Origin of the sequence: Marinobacterium ramblicola (assembly GCF_019084545.1) — a bacterium.
Lineage (GTDB): Bacteria > Pseudomonadota > Gammaproteobacteria > Pseudomonadales > Balneatricaceae > Marinobacterium_D > Marinobacterium_D ramblicola.
Window position 1 is genome coordinate 1 of record NZ_JAHREP010000035.1, and the last position, 18,791, is coordinate 18,791.

17 protein-coding genes are annotated in these 18,791 nt (G+C 60.5%); 8 read left to right on the forward strand and 9 right to left on the reverse strand.

What is annotated here, in order from left to right:
• From KQ940_RS20515 to KQ940_RS23005, 3 genes are all read right to left on the reverse strand, one after another.
• Nucleotides 1-311: twin-arginine translocation signal domain-containing protein (locus KQ940_RS20515; RefSeq protein WP_217416395.1), on the reverse strand; the 311-nt coding region annotated here is incomplete at its 3' end.
• A gap of 1,072 nt (nucleotides 312-1,383) precedes the next feature.
• On the reverse strand, nucleotides 1,384-3,504 hold the full coding sequence (locus KQ940_RS20520) for a putative bifunctional diguanylate cyclase/phosphodiesterase (RefSeq protein WP_217416397.1): 2,121 nt from the start codon (nucleotides 3,502-3,504) through the stop codon (nucleotides 1,384-1,386).
• A 58-nt stretch (nucleotides 3,505-3,562) separates the two neighbouring features.
• Complete coding sequence (locus tag KQ940_RS23005; RefSeq protein WP_217416400.1) at nucleotides 3,563-3,787, reverse strand: chemotaxis protein CheB; 225 nt, start codon at nucleotides 3,785-3,787, stop codon at nucleotides 3,563-3,565.
• A 472-nt stretch (nucleotides 3,788-4,259) separates the two neighbouring features.
• Here KQ940_RS23005 and KQ940_RS20530 point away from each other — a divergent pair, with 472 nt between their 5' ends.
• The 5 genes from KQ940_RS20530 to KQ940_RS20550 all read left to right on the forward strand — a co-directional run bounded on the left by KQ940_RS20530 (nucleotide 4,260) and on the right by KQ940_RS20550 (nucleotide 10,591).
• A complete protein-coding gene (locus tag KQ940_RS20530) occupies nucleotides 4,260-5,186 on the forward strand; it encodes a 2-hydroxyacid dehydrogenase (protein ID WP_217416406.1) in 927 nt (308 codons plus the stop codon).
• A gap of 223 nt (nucleotides 5,187-5,409) precedes the next feature.
• Entirely contained in the window at nucleotides 5,410-6,786 is a 1,377-nt protein-coding gene (locus KQ940_RS20535) for an aspartate aminotransferase family protein (RefSeq protein WP_217416408.1), read from the forward strand.
• Between the two features lie 84 nt (nucleotides 6,787-6,870).
• A complete protein-coding gene (locus KQ940_RS20540) occupies nucleotides 6,871-7,365 on the forward strand; it encodes an Lrp/AsnC family transcriptional regulator (RefSeq protein ID WP_217416410.1) in 495 nt (164 codons plus the stop codon).
• Between the two features lie 223 nt (nucleotides 7,366-7,588).
• Nucleotides 7,589-9,058, forward strand: coding sequence for an NAD-dependent succinate-semialdehyde dehydrogenase (locus tag KQ940_RS20545; protein WP_217416413.1), 1,470 nt, complete (start codon nucleotides 7,589-7,591; stop codon nucleotides 9,056-9,058).
• A 207-nt stretch (nucleotides 9,059-9,265) separates the two neighbouring features.
• The gene (locus KQ940_RS20550) at nucleotides 9,266-10,591 is read left to right on the forward strand and encodes an NAD(P)/FAD-dependent oxidoreductase (protein ID WP_217416416.1); all 1,326 of its coding nucleotides are present in this window, start codon (nucleotides 9,266-9,268) and stop codon (nucleotides 10,589-10,591) included.
• A 324-nt stretch (nucleotides 10,592-10,915) separates the two neighbouring features.
• On the opposite strand, the gene KQ940_RS20555 is transcribed toward KQ940_RS20550, so the two are convergent.
• The 6 genes from KQ940_RS20555 to KQ940_RS20580 form a co-directional block, all read right to left on the reverse strand.
• Nucleotides 10,916-11,719 (reverse strand): ABC transporter ATP-binding protein, encoded by an 804-nt coding sequence (locus KQ940_RS20555; RefSeq protein WP_217416418.1) that lies wholly within the window; start codon nucleotides 11,717-11,719, stop codon nucleotides 10,916-10,918.
• Complete coding sequence (locus KQ940_RS20560) at nucleotides 11,716-12,621, reverse strand: ABC transporter permease (protein ID WP_217416421.1); 906 nt, start codon at nucleotides 12,619-12,621, stop codon at nucleotides 11,716-11,718. The genes KQ940_RS20555 and KQ940_RS20560 overlap by 4 nt, the downstream gene beginning before the upstream one ends.
• Before the next feature lie 128 nt (nucleotides 12,622-12,749).
• Complete coding sequence (locus KQ940_RS20565) at nucleotides 12,750-13,721, reverse strand: ABC transporter substrate-binding protein (RefSeq protein ID WP_246590224.1); 972 nt, start codon at nucleotides 13,719-13,721, stop codon at nucleotides 12,750-12,752.
• Between the two features lie 59 nt (nucleotides 13,722-13,780).
• A complete protein-coding gene (locus KQ940_RS20570) occupies nucleotides 13,781-14,842 on the reverse strand; it encodes a Glu/Leu/Phe/Val dehydrogenase family protein (RefSeq protein ID WP_217416422.1) in 1,062 nt (353 codons plus the stop codon).
• Nucleotides 14,843-14,845: 3 nt separating this feature from the next.
• Nucleotides 14,846-16,102, reverse strand: a complete 1,257-nt coding sequence (locus KQ940_RS20575) for an amino acid aminotransferase (RefSeq protein WP_217416424.1) — start codon at nucleotides 16,100-16,102, stop codon at nucleotides 14,846-14,848.
• 128 nt (nucleotides 16,103-16,230) lie between these two features.
• Nucleotides 16,231-16,389, reverse strand: a complete 159-nt coding sequence (locus KQ940_RS20580) for a hypothetical protein (RefSeq protein WP_217416426.1) — start codon at nucleotides 16,387-16,389, stop codon at nucleotides 16,231-16,233.
• Between the two features lie 304 nt (nucleotides 16,390-16,693).
• Here KQ940_RS20580 and KQ940_RS20585 point away from each other — a divergent pair, with 304 nt between their 5' ends.
• The 3 genes from KQ940_RS20585 to KQ940_RS20595 are packed head-to-tail and all read left to right on the forward strand — an operon-like array spanning nucleotide 16,694 to nucleotide 18,788.
• Nucleotides 16,694-17,653: a bifunctional helix-turn-helix transcriptional regulator/GNAT family N-acetyltransferase gene (locus KQ940_RS20585; protein WP_246590225.1), complete on the forward strand. Its 960-nt coding sequence runs from the start codon at nucleotides 16,694-16,696 to the stop codon at nucleotides 17,651-17,653.
• 41 nt (nucleotides 17,654-17,694) lie between these two features.
• Complete coding sequence (locus KQ940_RS20590; protein ID WP_217416428.1) at nucleotides 17,695-18,471, forward strand: AzlC family ABC transporter permease; 777 nt, start codon at nucleotides 17,695-17,697, stop codon at nucleotides 18,469-18,471.
• On the forward strand, nucleotides 18,468-18,788 hold the full coding sequence (locus tag KQ940_RS20595) for an AzlD domain-containing protein (protein WP_217416430.1): 321 nt from the start codon (nucleotides 18,468-18,470) through the stop codon (nucleotides 18,786-18,788). Before KQ940_RS20590 ends, KQ940_RS20595 begins: the two co-directional genes overlap by 4 nt.
• The last annotated feature ends 3 nt before the right edge of the window (nucleotides 18,789-18,791 follow it).

Below are 18,791 nucleotides of genomic sequence, written 5' to 3' on the forward strand. Positions count from 1 at the left end.
GTCGTCAGGCCGTTGTAGAACATGAACAGACGACAATAGTCTGTGTAGTTGGATCCACGCGCCGGATCCAGCGTGTCAGCGGTCGACCCGGCCGCGGTGGCGACCTTAATCCGCCCACCGCGCTGCGGCGTCTGGGACTGGGCATAGACGGAACTCGCACCGGCCAGCAGACTGCCACCGGTTGCCGCCAGCAGGGTACCGGCGGCGATGCCGCGCATCAGATCGCGCCGCGAGATGCCGTGGACGGATTCGATACCGGTCTCGCCCATTTGGGATCCGATCCGGTCGAAAGGCTGTTTCTTGTTCTTCATCTTATGCCTCCAAATCTCTATCATTGCGCGCTGTTCAGCCCCGTGCGGGAGCGCCTTAAAAAATAAGCGGAATCGACAGACCTCCAGGGCCGCCAATCTCTCGCTCCTTGAATTACAACACGCTGCCATATCGCTACATTTCGTTTTACGCTGCTTCCGACACATATTCCTTGGTTTTAGGCACCAAGTTCGGCAGTAAATGTCGAACCGTGCCCGCGGCAAGAATGTCCTAGCCTTCCCCGGCACCCGTTGCCACAGTTAATCGCTTTACCTGCCGGACCGAGCGCCCCCTTCCGCGTAAAAACCTGGTCCGGCACGCCAATATAGGAAGATTGATAGATGAGCTTTCTCTACAAATCCGAACCGCTGCGCGGGGCGCGTTAGGCCAGCCTGTTCGCCCTTCGTGACTAGATAGGAATACTAAGCACGTTATTCAAACAGATTCGGTATACGTGACACTGGTGGGAGATTTCCAATAGGGCAATGATGCCGCCGTTTGTTGTTGGCGGCTGATCCCAGCGCTGAATAATACGTCGTTGAAGCAACTTGGCCGGCAAGCCTAACCGTTGTACGTCATCAGGCATTTAACCCCGATGCCCAAACCGCGATACGTGACCAATGCCTTTTACAGAAAACGGGTCGTGGTACTCTGCTTCTCGTCAGGCAGTACCTGTGGGCACACCCAGCGGCTAATAACCGCCATTATCAGCCCAGGTGTCAGTTTTACCTCGGCGTCAGAGGGTCATTTTTCAATCGGCGTTAACACTGATGGCGGGTCCGTGTAACCCAATGGCCAAGCCGATCGAAGCGGGGCAGCTATTTGATATCCATATGCAGAATGTCACCCGGACAGGCGCACTCATAGCACGGAACGACTGGTGCTGGCTCCCGGTCTGATACCCGGCTCAGCTATAACCAACGTAAGATTGTTTGGCGATAATAGCCAGCATCCCGAACTCAATTGTATTGGTTTGGGCAAAGGAGACAGCACAGCCTTGGGCTAACACTACTGACATCTCTCTTTTCGGATCGATAGTCAGCCCGCCCGATAATCACTTCCGCTTTGGAATAATTATGATAAAACCAGCTGATCGTGCGCCAGACTAAACTCCAGATCCAATGCGGGCATGGGGCGAGCAAAGAGATAACCCTGCCCTATGTGGCAGCCTATTGAACAGAGATAGTCGGCCTGGCATTGGGTTTCCACTCCTTCGGCCACCAGCCCTATCTCCAAACAGTGAGCCAGGGCGACGATACCACGCAGTAGTTTCTCCCGCTGAGAATCCTGCTCTACCCCTTGTACGAATGAACGGTCGATCTTCAGTACATCGATGGGGAAACGGGAAAAATAGTTTAGTGCCGAGTAAGCGGTACCGAAATCGTCGATGGCGATTGTAAATCCGAGCGCGTGCAACTCATCGAGCGTTTTCCGCGTCTCGGAGCGGTCATCGAGCAGCAGGCTTTCGGTGATCTCCAGCTCTATCCACTCCGGCCGGCAGCAAGTCTCGGCCAGTATCCGCTGCACGCTGCCGAGCAGGTCATGGCCGACAAACTGTCGTGCCGACAGGTTCACGGCTACCTTAAACGGCTCCATCTTATTGTGGTTCCAGAGTACCGCAGCGGCGCAGGCGGTGCGTAGTACCCATTCACCCAATTCGAGGATGATTCCCGTTTCTTCAGCGATAGAGATGAAGTTGTCCGGTGTCAGCAGGCCTCGGCGTGGATTGTGCCAACGTAGCAGCGCTTCACAACCGATGACTCGGTTGCGAAGCCGATCGATCTTTGGTTGATAATACAGCTCCAGCTCCGTTCGTTGAACGGCCTTGTGTAGTTCACCTTCGAGCAGCATTCGCTCAGTCAGCCCGATGGTCAGCCCTCGATCATAAAAGCCGAAACCGTTGCGACCGCACTCCTTTACGTGGTGCAGGGCGGAATCTGCAAACTTGATCAGTTCGTTCACCGAGCTACCGTCATCGGGGTATAAGGCTATTCCCATGCTGACCGAAATCCTCAGCTCATGCTCGTCGATCTGGAAGGGCTGGGCTAGGAGCGCCATAAGGCCTTGCACCGACTCTTTCAGCATCTTTGAGTTGTTGTCGTTATCCATCACCAGGATGGCAAACTCATCTCCCCCTAGACGCGCGACGAAGCCGTCATCGTTGATGTACTCGAGAAGCCGACCTGAAATATCGTGGAGCAGGACGTCGCCTATGCTGTGCCCCAGGCTATCATTAATGACCCGAAAGCGGTCCAGGTCGAGCATTATCAACGCTACCCGCGCCCCGGCGATGGTAATCATTTCATGCAGCCGGTAATAGAATTGATCTCGGTTTGGTAAGCCACTGAGGGTGTCGAAATTGGACAGATGGTGCACCTGTTTCCGGAGATACTCGACATTGGTAATGTCACGCCCCACTGCCAGCACGCTAGCAATCTCGCCCTGCTCGCTATGTTCCGGTGTCAGCCTAACCAGTGAGCAGTGCTCACTATCGTTGCTATTACGCCATCTGAGCTCAACTTCGACCGCCTCTCCTCTGCGTAAACATGTCTGTATCGCCCGCTGGTATTTATTCATTGAGGGGCCTCCTGGATACTCCAACGGCGTTTTCCCAAGCAACTCCGAAATCGGCCTGCGGCACATCCGTATAAAGGATCTGTTAGCGTAGATACGACGACAATTTCTGTCGTAACGGACTATGGTATCGGGGGTGTTGTCCACTGCGGTACGGTAAACGCGCTCAAGACTATCCAATTGCCGGCACTGCCGACGCTGTTCTGCGATATCCCTGGCCAGCATCAGTATCCTCCGACGCCCCACGCATGAGGAGAGCAACGGTATAAGGCTGATATCCATAGCGTGGCGACCGTCAGGAAGGCCGGTATGTACCTGAAAACATAACGTTTCACCATGCTCAAGGCAGTGTAACAGCTTATTTGCTACCAGCACGCGACTCTCATCCAAGGGCCATAGCTCAAAAAAGCTACGTCCAACTGCCATATCCTGCGCTATCCCCATCAACTTGGCCGCAGCATAATTCATGTCGGCTAAGTACAGTTCGCTCGGCTCCCCTTCTTCCACCAGGCAGACTATCTCATATGTAGGATCATTGGCTTCAAATTCCAACAAATCACCTGCCGAGGTGTTATCGATGGACAAAAGGCTATTGAACGTATTTATCTTATATGCACTCAAACTTCTCGGCCTCAAAACAAAAATGATGCATGCCTATCAAAATTGAAAGCTTGTCACGCTAGCGACCTTCGGACTTTAAACCGCCAGTATTGCTAGCGAAAATATGGTCCAATGGCATGACACTATTAACAGCCTTCATCTCGATTGCGACTTTCTCCATACCTAATACCCCGCAGCTTTCTTCATCTTGGGCAATGGTGTGTGCAGCGGCAAGCAATCCTGCGATCGCCCAGGCGGTTCTGTCGTAGTTTGAAAGTAGAATAAGCGAAGTCGATCCGTTCAACCCCTACAGTAGGCACACCAAACTTACGTTTGTTTTTTTCAAGCCTGTCCTTTGCGCGCATCGCTATTAATTTCCCTTAGCTTTCGTCGCCTTTTATTTGGCGACTCCCATTAGCTGGTTCCAACCATGGGTTTGCCATGATCCTATACAACCGCAACCTTATTGCCTGCAACCCGAATGGCTAAGTCATAAAACAAGAACAACCATCAGCAAAAACATCATCCTTGACTGCACGGACAACCCGAGCAGAATGACTCTAACTCCGTTCCCCCAAACATATCGCCCCATTCCCGAACTACTGACGCATTAATATTTCGTTTTCTTCAATATTTTCGATATTTCGTTCCATGTACACTGCGCAGCAAGAACGTCCTATCTTTCCCTACCACCCGTTGCCACAGTAACTGCTGAACCGATCGCTCCTCTCCCGCATAAAGACTGACCCGATACCATAAATAAGGAAGATTGATAGATGAGCTTTCTATATAAATCCGAACCACTGCGCGGGGCGCGTTGGGCCGAGCTGTTCGCCGCACGCGCGCCCGAGATCGACTTTCATATCTGGCCCGCCGTCGACGACCCGTCACAGGTGCGCTATCTCGCCGCCTGGCAGCCGCCGGAGAATATTGCAGAAACCTTCCCCAATCTGGAGCTGGTATTTTCCGTGGGTGCCGGGGTCGATCAGTTCGATCTCTCCTGCATACCGGAGCATATTCCGGTGGTGCGGATGATCGAACCGGGCCTGATCGCCGGGGTGGTCGAATATGCGACGCTGGCCGTACTGGCCGCCCATCGCGACTGGATCACCTACATCGCACAGCAACAGCAGGGCCAATGGCGACCCAAGCCGGTTTGTACCGCCGACTCGCGCCGCGTAGGGGTAATGGGCATGGGGGTGCTGGGCAGGGCAGTACTTGAAAAGCTGCGCGACTTTGGCTTCCGCTGCGCGGGCTGGAGCCGCTCCGAACACAACCTGCCCGGTATCGAATGCTATACCGGCGAGCAAGGGCTGGAGGACTTCCTGGAACGTAGCGACATTCTGGTCTGCCTGCTGCCGTTGACCGACTCGACCCGTGGCATCCTGTCGACCGAGCTGTTCCGGCAACTGCCGAAAGGCGCCGTGCTGATCAATATGGGACGGGGCGACCACCTGATCGAAGAGGACCTGCTGGACGCGCTCTATCGTGACCGGCTCTCGGCGGCCATTCTCGATGTCTGCAGTGTCGAGCCACTGCCGAAGGAGCACATCTTCTGGCGTCATCCACGCATATTGCTGACACCCCATATCGCCGGCATGACGCAGGCAGACAGCTCCGCCGAGATCGTGCTCGACAACCTGCGTCGGCACCGGGAGGGGGCGCCGCTGGTCGGCCTGGTGAACCGCGAGCGGGGTTATTGAGTTACCGCCGGCAGGCGGAACATGCTGTCGTCTGCCGGGCAAATTCGAAATTTTTACCCTGTCGCCAACCGCAAGTCGACATAAAACGTTGCCGAGCGGTCACTACCATAAACCATGGTGCACCGTATCGCCCGCCTTGCGAAAAGGGCAGGCAGTCTCTCGCGCCAGACTACCCCGGCTCGAAACAAGCCTAACGCTCACTCGACATACGGCGAAAACAATCATGAATACAGAATCCCTCGTCACACTGGATCGCAACCACCTAATCCACCCGGTCGTCAACTACCGCGCCCACGAACAGCGCGGTGTAGCAGTGCTCGAATCCGGCCAGGGCGCCTATCTGCGCGACAGCCACGGCCATGAACTGCTCGACGCTTTCTCCGGCCTCTGGTGCGTCAACACCGGCTACGGCCATGACAGCATCGTGCGTGCCGCCGAAGAGCAGATGCGCCGCCTGCCCTACGCCACCGGCTATTTCCACTTCGGCTCCGAGCCCGCCATCAAGCTGGCGGCTCAATTGGTCGAGCTGGCGCCCGAATCTCTCAAGCGGGTCTATTTCACCCTGGGCGGCTCTGATGCCGTTGATTCGGCTATCCGCTTCATCGTCAACTACTGGAACGCCCTGGGCAAACAGGAGAAGAAGCACTTCATCACCCTCGAACGCGGCTATCACGGCTCGTCGTCCCAGGGCGCGGGCCTGACCGCACTGCCGGTGTTCCACCGTAACTTCGACCTGCCGCTGGCGACCCATCATCGCATCCCGTCGCACTACGCCTATCGCAACCCGGTGGGCTCGGACCCGACCGCGATCATCGACGCCTCCGTCACGGCGCTGCGGAACAAGGTGCAGGAGCTCGGTGCCGACCGGGTGGCCGCCTTCTTCTGCGAACCGATCCAGGGTTCCGGCGGCGTGCTCGTACCGCCCAAGGGTTGGCTCAAGGCGATGGAGAACTGCTGCCGCGAACTCGGCATCCTGTTCGTGGTGGATGAGGTCATTACAGGGTTCGGCCGCACCGGCCCGATGTTCGCCTGCGAAGCGGAAGGGGTGACCCCCGACCTGATGACCCTGGCCAAGGGCTTGACCGCCGGCTACGCGCCAATGGGTGCGGTATTGATGAGCGACGCCGTGTATCAAGGCATCGCCGACGGTGCCAACGGGTTCCCGATCGGCCACGGCCACACCTACTCCGCCCACCCAGTCAGCGCCGCCGTCGCCCTTGAGGTGTTGCGCCTGTACGGCGAAGGCGGCCTGCTGGCAAACGGTGTCGAGCAGGCGCCGCGTTTCGAACAGGGCCTGCATGCGCTGCTCGACCACCCCCTGGTCGGCGATGCTCGCTGTCGCGGCATGCTCGGCGCGCTCGAGTTAGTGGCCGACAAGAACGGCAAGACCCCGTTCGACCCTGGCCTGAAGCTGGCCGACCAACTGTTCGAGATCGCCTACCGTAACGGCATTATCCTGCGCGCCTTCGCCGACAATATACTCGGCTTCGCGCCAGCGCTGTGCTACAGCGGTCAGGATTTCGATCTGCTGTTCGAACGTCTCGAACGGACACTGGACCAAGTGCTTGATCTGCCGGACGTTCGTCGCGCGCTGCGCTGACGCTGAAGTGGCGCATCCAACAGTGGTGCGCCCACTTTCCACCTGATACTATCCCATTAACCCTTGACCAATGCAGAGCGATCGATGAACGACGCGCATAAACTGGACCGCATCGATATCCGTATTCTGAGTCATCTGCAAAAAAACGGCAGGATCTCGAACGTTGACTTGGCGGATGCCGTCGGCCTGTCCCCCAGTCCCTGTCTAACCCGAGTCAAGCGGCTGGAGAAGGCGGGCTATATCACAGCCTATGGTGCCCATCTGCAGCTCGAGAAGCTCGGCAATATCCAAAGGGTATTCACCCAGCTCACCCTGTCCGACCACAGACTCGAGGATTTCGCCCGTTTCGAGTCCTACATCCGCAAGGTGGACGAAGTTCTCGAGTGTCACCTGGTCAGCGGCGGCTTCGACTATCAGCTAACCTTCCTGACCCGCAACGTCGTGCATTATCAGAGCATCATGGAGGATCTGCTCGAACAGCGGATCGGTATCGACAAGTACTTCAGCTATATCGTGATCAAATCGCCCGTTGTTAAGCGCTACTATCCGATCGAGAAACTGATCGCACCACAGGATTGAACCCGCCGGGCGCCTCTCCCGCGCCGGCCACGGCATAAACTTCCGCACACCGACCCGAAAACCCACGTTCCTGCGATTCCCCCCCCTCAATTCGAAAGCCTCCGCCGTGTCGGGATGGCTAATATGATCTCAACAGCACCGCCTGAACAACCGCCCCCCACGTAAGACCAAGGCAGGGGGGGTATCCGGGCACCCTATAAACCAGACGAACGAGGCTTCAGCCATGGCTATCTCTCTCGATTACCCCGATCTTCTGCGCGTCGATAACTTCATCGGCGGAGAGTGGCAAGGCAGCGTCACCGCCGCACGATATGCCGTCTACGATCCGGCGACCGGCAACAAGATCGTCGATGTCGTCGACAGCGGCGCCGCCGATGCGCAAGCCGCCACCGCCGAGGCTCATCGTGCGTTCGAGTCCTGGCGTTTGCAGCCGGCAGCGGTACGCGCCCAGCTGCTCAAACGCTGGCATGCGCTGATTCTGCAGCATACCGAGGATCTGGCACGACTGATCTCCCGCGAGCAGGGCAAGCCGATGGCGGAAGCCCGCGGTGAAGTGGCCTACGGCGCCTCCTACGTGGACTGGTTCGCGTCCGAGGCGGTGCGCAGCTACGGCGATATCATTCCGGCGGCGGTACGCAGCAAGAAGATGCTGGTCACCAAGGAGCCGGTTGGCGTGGTCGTCGCGATCACCCCCTGGAACTTCCCGCTGGCGATGATTGCGCGAAAGATCGCCCCGGCGTTGGCGGCAGGCTGCACCGTTATCGCCAAGCCGGCCGAAGATACGCCGCTGACCGCACTGGCGCTGGTTGCTCTGGCTGAGCAGGCCGGCGTGCCGCGTGGCGTGCTGAACATCGTCACCTCCTCTCGCGAGCAGGTCGCCGAGGTTGTGGGTGCCTGGCTGAAGGACTCCCGCGTGCGCAAAATCACCTTCACCGGTTCCACTGCGGTCGGCAAGCTGCTCGCACGCGACTCGGCCGACACGCTGAAACGTCTGTCGCTCGAACTCGGCGGCAACGCGCCCTTCATCGTGTTCGAAGATGCCGATCTGGATGCGGCGGTGGAGGGTCTGATGGCCGCCAAGTTCCGCAACGGCGGCCAGACCTGCGTCAGCCCAAACCGTGTCTATGTTCAGGCGTCGGTCTATGACGCCTTTGCCGACAAGTTGTCCACGCGTGTCAGTGCCCTTCGCGTGGGTCCGGGCGATCGCAAGGATAGCCAGATAGGGCCGATGATCAACGCCCGCGCGGTCGACAAGATCGAACGCCACGTACAGGACGCCCTGACCAAGGGTGCCCGGCTGCTGGCCGGTGGGCAGCGCATAACCGACGGGCCGAACTATTACGCCCCCACTGTGCTCGGCGATGCCAACCACGAGATGGAGCTGGCGCACGAGGAAACCTTCGGCCCTGTGGTACCCCTGTTCCGCTTCAACGACGAGAGCGAAGTACTGGCTGCGGCCAACGACACGCCGTTCGGCCTGGCATCCTACTTCTATTCGCGCGATGTCACGCGCGTCTGGCGCCTAAGCGAACAGTTGCAGACCGGCATCGTCGGCATCAACGAAGGGGCGCTTGCCGCCGAGTCGGCCCCCTTCGGCGGGATCAAGGAGTCCGGTTACGGCCGCGAAGGGTCGCGCTACGGGCTGGACGATTACATGGCAACCAAGTATCTGTGTCAGGGTGGTCTCGCCTGAGCCGAGAGGAAACCGACTCGTAGCCCCGATCCAAACTGCGTGCTCGTCATGCCCTCGTTGAGCCAGCTGGACCAGGAGTCGCCCTGGTTCGACTCGGCCAACGACAGGGCCAAACGACAGGCTCCGGTCAGTGATGCTAAAGAACCTGACCCTATGGTGCGCTGAAAAGCGGTATATAAAAACAGATATTCAGGCCAGGAGAATCGTATGCCGGCCCCGTTGATAACCATTCCGTCCACGCCAGAGCTGCCCCAAAATGCCGATGCGGTTGTCATCGGCGGCGGCATCATCGGCGTGTGCGCCGCCTACTTCATGGCCCGTCAGGGCATGCATGTGGCCCTGATCGAGAAGGGCCGCATCGGGGGCGAGCAATCCAGCCGCAACTGGGGCTGGTGTCGCCAACAGAACCGCGACGCACGCGAGTTGCCGCTGTCGACCAAGAGTCTAGATCTGTGGGAGGAGATCACCGCCGATCTCGGCGAGGATCTCGGCTTCCGCCGCTGCGGACTGCTCTATCTGTCGGATAACGAAGCAGAAATCGAGGGTTGGGCGAAGTGGGGCAAGTTCGCCGCCACTCAGGGGGTCGCCAGCCATATGCTGAGCGCCGCCGAAGCAGCGGAGCGCGGTGTTGCCACCGGCAAACGCTGGAAAGGCGGTGTATTCGCCCCCACCGACGCCATTGCCGATCCGGCACGGGCGACCCCGTTGATCGCCAAGGGGATACTCAAGTACGGCGGCTCGGTACATCAGTTTTGCGCGGCACGCGGCATCGAGACCGAGGCGGGCAAGGTATCCGGCGTGATCACCGAAAATGGGGTGATCAAGACCTCCCAGGTGGTGATGGCCGGCGGGGCCTGGGCCTCCTCCTTCTGCCGTCAACTCGGTATCCGCTTTCCTCAGGCCTCGGTACGCTCCACCATCCTGTCCGTGATGCCGGGCGCGGAGGGCATCCCCGATGCCCTGCACACGGCGGAGGTATCGATTACCCGCCGCGGCGACGGCGGTTATACCCTGGCGACATCGGGCCGGGCTCAGGTGGACCCGACCCCGCAGCAACTCCGATTCGCGAACAAGTTCCTGCCGATGTTCGCCAAGCGCTGGCGGATTCTATCCCCGGGTGATCTGCAGGGTTGGCTGTCGGGCCATGAAACCCTCTCCAAATGGGCGCTGGATCAACCCACGCCGATGGAGCGTATCCGCATCCTCGACCCGCGCCCCTCGCAGGAGATCGTGAACGAGACGCTGGCTCGCGCGCGACGGCTGCTGCCCGCCCTCGGCTCAGTCCCGATCCAGGCCGGTTGGGCAGGCTATATCGACAGTACGCCCGATGGCGTACCGGTGATCGATCAAGCGGCCAACCTGCCCGGCTTTCTGCTTGCCGCCGGCTTTTCCGGCCACGGCTTCGGCATCGGCCCCGGCGCCGGGCGCCTGATCGCCGAACTGGTAACCGGCAAGACACCCTTTGTCGAGCACCGTCAGTACAGCCTGTCCCGCCTCGGCAAAAGTGCCTGGGGCAAGGTATCGGAATTCTGAGATACACCCTGCAGTTTTTGGCGGGAGTACTGCTCCCGCCTTTTTTGTGCGCTTGGAACGGGCGCATCGCCGCTCCTGCGCATCCATGCGCCCGCGGCATATCGTACTTCCTGTACATCGCCGCTCCTGCGCATCCATGCGCCCGCGGCATATCGTACTTCCTGTACATAAAAAAAGGAGGCTCAAGGCCTCCCAGCAAGACGGCAGGTGGAAATCTGCCAATGGACACTCTTTTCACTCAGGTACAGCTTGTTGCGGTTGCGCCAGCCCCGGTGCGACGGTTCAAGCGCAGGATCGGCCGACCTTGATCGCACTCAGTCGGCCTTAAGCACCCAACAACAGTTTGTCGTCGTCCAGCTCTTCGCCATCGGGGCGGATCTGCGCAAACAGGTTGAGCAGGTCCTTGACGCCATACTGGCTGCGCTCTTCGCCGGACAGATCGAAGGCGACCTGGCCCTCATGCATCATGATGGTTCGGCTGCCATGATCCAGCGCCTGGCGCATGGAGTGGGTCACCATCAGTACGGTGAGCTTCTTCTCCGCCACGATCTGGTCGGTGATATCCATCACCAGCGCCGCGGTCTTCGGATCCAGCGCCGCGGTATGCTCATCCAGCAGCAGGATCTTGCTCGGCTGCAGCGCCGACATCAGCAGGCTGACCGACTGGCGCTGGCCGCCGGAGAGCAGCCCCATCTTGGCATCGAGGCGATCCTCAAGACCGAGATTGAGGCGGGAAAGCTGCTCGCGGAACAGCTGGCGCAGACGCTCATTCAGTGCCAGGCGCAGGCCGCCACGGTTGCCGCGGCCATAGGCCAGCGCCATGTTCTCTTCGATGGTCATATCGCCGCAGGTACCCGCCAGCGGGTCCTGGAACACCCGCGCTACATCGCGGGTACGTGCCGCCGCCGACAGCGCGGTCACGTCGCGGTCGTCGAAGTAGAGCCGCCCGGCGGAGCTGCGGATATCACCGGCGATGGTGTTGAGCAGGGTCGACTTGCCGGCGCCGTTGGAGCCGATCACGGTGATGAACTCACCCTGGGGGATGGTCAGATTAACGCCGCGCAAAGCTCGCTTTTCGGTCGCCAACCCGGCGTTGAAGGTGACTTTCAGATGTTCACAGCGGATCATGCGGCACCTCCCTGGGCGGCCTTGCGCGCTTTCCATTCACGGCGGAAATGCGGCAGGATCAGCGCCAGACCCACCAGCACCGCGGTAATCAGGTTGAGATCGGAGGTGGTGAAGCCGATGAAATCAGCATTCAGCGCCACCGACACCGCCAGGCGGTAGAGCAGCGAGCCGAGAATACAGCTGAACACGATCACCAGCATGGAGCGGCTGTTGAGCAGGCTTTCACCGACGATCACCGCCGCCAGACCGACCACGATGGTGCCGATCCCCATGGTCGAGTCGGCAAAGCCGTTGGTCTGTGCGAACAGCGCACCGGCCAGCGCCACCAGGCCGTTGGACAGTGCCAGACCGGCGTAGATCTTCTCGTTGATCACGATACCGTTGGCCTGCGCCATGCGCGGGTTGGCGCCGGTGGCGCGCATCGCCATGCCGTACTGGGTGTTGAGGAACCAGGCCAGCAGCAGGCCGACTGCGATCACCACCGCGGCGACGAAAATCACCTTCAGGTACATATTGGGGATACCCAGCGACTCGAACGGCGACAGTACGGTCGGCTCGGCGATCAGCGCCAGATTGGGCTTGCCCATGACCCGCAGGTTGATGGTGTAGAGCGCCGTCATGGTCAGGATACTGGCCAGCAGGTGCAGGATATTGAAGCGCAGGTTGAGCCAGGCGGTCAGCAGACCGGCGGCGGCACCGCCGAACATGGCGCACAGCGTAGCCAGATAGGGGTTCACACCGGCGAGGATCAGCGCCGCCGCCAGTGCCGCGCCCAGGGTAAAACTGCCATCGACGGTCAGGTCGGGGAAATCAAGCACGCGGAAGGTCAGGTAGACCCCGACCGCCACGAGACCGAAGATGAAACCGATCTCCAGCGTGCCGAGAAAAGAGAATAGAGACATGTGGATATACCTCGTCTAGTGCCGCACCCGGTGAGTGCCGCAAGGCCCTGACGACCTCGCGACACTCACCTCAAGACATAAGCCGTGCAGGCTCCGGGGTTGCTTAGGTATTGCTTAAGCTACGGCTGTTACTGAACGACTTTGGTGGTGCGCTTGAGCACGGACTGCGGGATCTCGACCCCCATCCGCTTGGCCATGCTGGTGTTCACGTACAGGTCGGAACCGACCGCCACGCGCACCGGGATATCGCCGGCCTTCTCACCCTTGAGGATGCGCACGACCACGGCGCCGGTCTGGCGACCGATATCGTGGTAGTTGAAGCCCAGCGCCGCCACCGCGCCGCGCTCAACCGAGCCGGTATCGCCGGAGAACACCGGGATCTTGCCGTCGATACCGACCTTCACCACCGACTCCAGTGCGGTCAGGATGGTGTTGTCGGTGGGGCAGTAGATCGCCTCTACCTCGCCGATCAGCTTCTGCGTCGCCATCATCACGTCGGAGGATTTCGGTGCCGGCGCTTCAATGATCTCCAGACCCATCTTCTCCGCTTCCTGCTTCAACAGGGCGACGATCGCCACCGCGTTGGGCTCACCCGGGTTGTAGGGTACGCCCAGCTTCTTCAGGTTGGGCAGAAACTCGCGGATCAGCCCCAGATGCTGAGCCACCGGGGTCATGTCGGACAGGCCGGTGACGTTGGCACCCGGCGCCTCGTAGTTGGTCACCAGCTTGGCAGACAGCGGATCGGTCACCGCCGAGAACACCACCGGAATATCCCGGGTGGCACTGACCAGGCTCTGTGCCGACGGCGTGGAGATGCCGACGATCACGTCCGGCGCATCGCCAACCAGCTTGCGGGCGATCTGTGCCGCTACCGCCGGATTGCCCTGGGCGCTCTCGTAAGTGAATTTCAGGTCCTGTTCGGTGTAGCCGTTCTCCATCAGGGTCTGCTTGATGCCGTCACGCACGGCGTCCAGCGCCGGGTGTTCGACGATTGCCGTGGTCGCCACGTACACAGGCGCCGCCTGGGCCGCGGATAGGGTCAGGGTAGTGGCAGCAACAGCGGCGGTCAGCAGCTTCTTCAGGTTCATTGCGGTTTTCATCGGTAGCACTCCAGTTATTTATGCTTATTCAGGTGGTGCGGTTAATGAGGCGGCAGCGCTCAGGCGGCAGCCCGGGGTTGGCAGTCATCGAAGCCAGCGATCCGCTCGGCGCCGATCAGATCGGCGGCGTGGCTGGTGGCGATTTCGCGTTCATCAGCCAGGGTGAACACCTGATCCAGGGTGGCGGCGATCTCGTCGACCTTACGCCAGACCCAGGCGTCGTCGCTCTTCTCCAGGTCACCGGCGACCGCCAGCAGGCCACCGCAGTTGACGATGTAATCGGGCACGTAGAGCACGCCGCGACGCGCCAGCTCGATGCCGTGGTTGGGGTGGGTCAGCTGATTATTGGCGGCGCCGGCAACGATGGAGGCCTGGATCTGGCCGATGCTGTCATCGTTGATCACCATCCCCAGCGCGCAGGGGCTGTAGATATCCACAGGCTGGGCATGGATCACCGAGGGGTCGACGATGTCGATGCCGAAAGTGTCACGGGCGCGCTCGACCGAGGAGGTCTGCACCTCGGCGGCCACCACCTCGGCGCCGCGCTCGCGCAGCAGCTCGACCAGTTTGAAGCCGACCTTGCCCAACCCCTGTACCGCCACGCGGCGACCGCTCAGGTCATCGCTGCCGTAACGGTGACGGGCAGCGGCAAGGATCGAGGTCAGCACGCCGTAGGCGGTAACCAGGTCCGGCGCCAGCCCGGCACGTCCACCCAGGTGTGACGTACGCTCGGCCATCACCTCCACATCCGCGGCACTGAGACCCACATCGACACCGGTTTTCACCTTGCCGCCCAGGCTCTCGACAAAATCGCCCATGGCGAGGAAGGTGGCGCGGCGGTCTATGGCCTCCGGGTTGGCAATCATCACCGATTTGGAGCCGCCGTAGTCGAGCCCGGCCAGTACCGACTTGTAGGTCATGCCACGGGACAGGCGCAGCACATCGGTAAACGCCTCCTGGGCGCTGGCGTAGTTGCGCAGACGGCAGCCACCGACCGCAGGCTTGCCGTTCCAGGCCCGGTGCACGGCGGTGATCGCCTTCAGCCCGGTGGCCTCGTCAAAGTGCATGTACACGTTAACGTGGTTGTCGAATTCGGGGTGATCGAACAGGACGGTATTCATGGATCAGATCTCCACTGTTTTTCTTATATCGAAGTGCTTGCCTTGGGGCGTGTCATGGTCTGGCGATACGCCAACGGTCTGCGCCAGCGCAGCGACAAAGGAACCGATGGAGCGATCGCTAAGGCCCGCGACATTGAAACGGCCGGACTCAACCAGATAGATGCCGTGCCGCTTGCGCAGCGCCACCACCTGCTCGCGCTCGATGCCGAGGAAGGAGAACATGCCGCGCTGATGGCGGATGTGACCGAAGTCGCCATTCACACCGGCCTGCTCCAGACGATCCACCAGGCGGTGGCGCAGGTAACCGATCCGCTCGCGCATGGCGGTAAGCTCGCTCTGCCAAAGCCCGGTCAGCCCCGCGTCGCCGAGGATGGTTTCCACCACCGCGCCGCCATGGGCCGGCGGCATGGAGTAGTGGCCGCGAATGCGGCTGAACAGCTGGCCGCCGGCACGCTCGGTCTGCGCCGGGGTGCGGCCGATCAGGAACAAGGCACCGGTACGCTCACGATAGAGGCCGAAATTCTTCGAGCAGGAGGTCGCCACCATCATCTCGGGCAGGCGTTCGGCCAGATAACGCACGCCGTAGGCATCCTGATCCAGCCCGTCACCCAGCCCCTGGTAGGCGATATCGACGAACGGCAACAGGCCGCGACGCTCGATCAGCTCGGCCAGTTGCCGCCACTGATCGGGTTCCAGGTCGGCGCCGGTGGGGTTGTGGCAGCAGCCGTGGAGCAGCACGATATCGCCCGCTTCAGCCCCGTTCAGGGTCTCGATCATCTCGTCAAAGCGGAGCGAGCGCTGCGCCGCGTCGTAATAGGGGTACTCGCGAATCTCAAGCCCGGCACCTGCGAGCAGCGGACGGTGGTTGGCCCAGGTCGGATCGCTGACCCAGATCCGCCCGGTGGGGCTGCAGGCCGCCAGCAGTTCGGCACCGATACGCAGGGCGCCGCAGCCGCCCGGCGTCTGCGCCGACACCACTCGCTTCTCTTCGATCACCCGGTGATCGGCACCGAACACCAGTTGCGCGATCAGCCGGTTGAAACCCTCGCTGCCGGCAGGGCCGATATAGCTCTTGCTGGTCTCATGCTCCAGCAGCAGCCGTTCGGCGCTGGACACCGCCTGCATGATCGGGGTTTGCCCCTGCTCGTCCTTATACACACCGATACCGAGATCAAGCTTGTTGGGGTTTATATCGCGGCGATAGCCGGCCATCAGCGCCAGTATCGGATCCTCGGCTACGGGTTGCAGTGTTTCGTACATCGAAGTCCACCTTTCAAGAACCTGGCCGACGCCAGATGCGACAACGCGCCGCGCGCCAGGCTCGGATTGAATTGGATAGGGGAATACTTAAATCAGACGCCAGATTTCAGGCGTTAGCTTTCGGGCGGTCAGTAGCCCGGGGGCGCGCTGAACAGCCGGGCGTAGACAACCTCGCCGCGGGGCTTCAGCTCAGAGAGGGTAAACAGGCGTGCGCGGCGACAGCATAGCGCCAGACCGCACAGGTCACTGGATGACAGCTGGATTGAAGGGGTTCTATCGCGGTTCATTCCGCACCTCAGCATCACGTTCTTATTGTTATACCGGTTAGGCCGGATGGCTCGGCGTACCGGTGACAGCTGTGAAAAAGTCTATCCCTTTAGTTACGAAAGGTGCTTAGAGTTTCGATGCCATTACCAACCAGTTTTAAAAGACTATTCGATAGTTACTAGCTTAAAGAAAGATTCTTCACATCCTGACGAAATTCATGAAGAGATGACCCGCTGATAACAACAGCACTTGATTGAGATCAACCTACTCCAATATTATGTAACCAGTTACGTAATCTATTACAAAGCCCAGGATTACCCCCTCATGGATCAAATGCAGAGCTTCGGCAGCCTGTCGCTGGGCAGCCGGTTGCGGCGGCTGTCGGACCGACTGGTCGCCGACGTGGTGGATATCTACCAGGCACAGGGTGTGGAGCTGAATCCCACCTTCTTTCCGTTGTTCAACCTGCTCTACCGGCAGGGGGCGATGTCGGTGACCGAAGCGGCCGAACTGCTCGGTGTCACCCACCCCGCGATCAGCAAGATCGCGCGCAAGATGCTGGCCGAACACTGGCTGAGCAAAACCACCGACCCCAGCGACGAGCGCCGCCAGTTGCTGGCGTTGAGCGAGCGCAGCCAGCAGTTGCTGACGCGGATCAAACCGATCTGGCGGCAGATCCAGTCGCACCTGGATGCGCTGATGGCAGGTCAGCAGCACCCGCTGCTGGCGGCGATGGATGAGTTCGAAGCGAAAGTGGCACAGCAGGGGTTCAAGGCGCCGGTGCTGGCGGCACTGGCCGATATTCAGCCCTGCGCCGAGATCGAGATCATCGGCTGGGATAGCCAACTGCGCGATCACTTCCGCGAGCTGAACCTGGCCTGGCTCGATCGCTACTTTAACGGAGAACTGACCGAGCAGGACCACCGGGCCCTGGACAACCCCGAAGGCTACTATCTGGCCAAGGGCGGCTACATCTGGTTTGCCCGCGCCGACGACAAGATCGTCGGTTGCTGCGCGCTGGCCAAACAGGGCGAGCAGCGGTTCGAGATATCCAAGATGGGGGTCGACGAGAGTTGTCAGGGTCAGGGCGTCGGCCGCCGACTGATGCTGACCGCGCTGGCCAAGGCGCGGGAGCTGGGCGCGACCGAGGTCTATCTGGAGAGCGCCACCCGGCTGGAGCGGGCGATAAACCTGTATCGCAATCTGGGCTTTCGAGCGGTGCCCCACCCCGATGGCCAATCGATCTACCCGCGCTCCGATATCTATATGACGCTGACGCTTTAAGCACTCAGCGCTACACGTTGACCACTGGGCAGGAGAGTTCGATGTCCGCTACCGATTACCCCTTGGCCGAGCGCCGCCGACAGGAGTTTATCGCCGGAGCCAAGGCAACCGTGCCACTGATTGTCGGCGCGATTCCGTTTGGCATTCTGTTCGGCACCCTGGCCGAACCGAGCGGCCTGTCGGCGCTGGGTGCGCTGGCGATGTCGCTGATCGTGTTTGCCGGTGCCAGCCAGTTTATCGCGCTGGGCCTGTTGTCCGCCGGTGCCGCACTGCCGGTGATCATTGCCACCACGCTGGTGGTCAACCTGCGCCATATGCTTTACGCCGCCAACCTGGTGCCCAAGATCCGCCACCTGCCGCAGCGCTGGCGAATCCCCATGGCGTTCGGCCTGACCGACGAGACCTTCGCCGCGGTCAGCAATCGTTACCTGCAGCAGGAGGAGACCAGAGAACTGCACTGGTTCTACCTGGGCTCCTTCCTGGCCATGTACAGCAACTGGGTGTTCTGCACGGCGCTGGGGGTTGGCCTGGGCAAGGTGTTCCCGGACATGACCCGCTGGGGGCTGGATTTCGCCATGTCGGTCACCTTTATCGGCATGGTGGTGCCCTACCTGCGCAACAGCCCGATGTGGGCGGCGGTGATCGTCTCCGGTGCGATGGCGATCGCCACCGCAGGCATGCCGCACAAACTGGGGCTGATGGTGGCGGCGATCTGCGGCATCGCCGCGGGGCTGTCGCTGCATCTGCTCAAGCAACAGCGTGCGGATCAAGATCGGACCGCAACGGAACCGATGACGGAGAGGGAGACCGACAGATGAATGAAGCCGCTTTGATATTCGGCATGTTCCTGGCGACCTTCAGCGTACGCTATCTGCTGTTCGCAGTCGCTGGCCGAGTGCACTTCCCGCCCTGGCTCAACACCGCGCTGGGCTTTGTGCCGCCGGTGGTGCTGACGGCGATCGTCCTGCCCGCGGTACTGATGCCCAAGGGTGAACTCTGGCTCAGCCCGACCAACCCCTGGCTGCTGGCGGCGCTGGTCGCCGCACTGGTGGCACTGGTGCGGCGCGACCTGCTGACCACCATTCTGGTGGGGATGGCCGCCTTCATGCTGCTGCGGTTTGGCATGGGGCTTTAAGAG

Coding starts and splice junctions, on each gene's coding strand:
- KQ940_RS20530 (WP_217416406.1), top strand. CDS start 4,260: ATGAGCTTTCTATATAAATCCGAACCACTGCGCGGGGCGCGTTGGGCC.
- KQ940_RS20535 (WP_217416408.1), top strand. CDS start 5,410: ATGAATACAGAATCCCTCGTCACACTGGATCGCAACCACCTAATCCAC.
- KQ940_RS20540 (WP_217416410.1), top strand. CDS start 6,871: ATGAACGACGCGCATAAACTGGACCGCATCGATATCCGTATTCTGAGT.
- KQ940_RS20545 (WP_217416413.1), top strand. CDS start 7,589: ATGGCTATCTCTCTCGATTACCCCGATCTTCTGCGCGTCGATAACTTC.
- KQ940_RS20550 (WP_217416416.1), top strand. CDS start 9,266: ATGCCGGCCCCGTTGATAACCATTCCGTCCACGCCAGAGCTGCCCCAA.
- KQ940_RS20555 (WP_217416418.1), bottom strand. CDS start 11,719: ATGATCCGCTGTGAACATCTGAAAGTCACCTTCAACGCCGGGTTGGCG.
- KQ940_RS20560 (WP_217416421.1), bottom strand. CDS start 12,621: ATGTCTCTATTCTCTTTTCTCGGCACGCTGGAGATCGGTTTCATCTTC.
- KQ940_RS20565 (WP_246590224.1), bottom strand. CDS start 13,721: ATGAAAACCGCAATGAACCTGAAGAAGCTGCTGACCGCCGCTGTTGCT.
- KQ940_RS20570 (WP_217416422.1), bottom strand. CDS start 14,842: ATGAATACCGTCCTGTTCGATCACCCCGAATTCGACAACCACGTTAAC.
- KQ940_RS20575 (WP_217416424.1), bottom strand. CDS start 16,102: ATGTACGAAACACTGCAACCCGTAGCCGAGGATCCGATACTGGCGCTG.
- KQ940_RS20580 (WP_217416426.1), bottom strand. CDS start 16,389: ATGAACCGCGATAGAACCCCTTCAATCCAGCTGTCATCCAGTGACCTG.
- KQ940_RS20585 (WP_246590225.1), top strand. CDS start 16,694: ATGGATCAAATGCAGAGCTTCGGCAGCCTGTCGCTGGGCAGCCGGTTG.
- KQ940_RS20590 (WP_217416428.1), top strand. CDS start 17,695: ATGTCCGCTACCGATTACCCCTTGGCCGAGCGCCGCCGACAGGAGTTT.
- KQ940_RS20595 (WP_217416430.1), top strand. CDS start 18,468: ATGAATGAAGCCGCTTTGATATTCGGCATGTTCCTGGCGACCTTCAGC.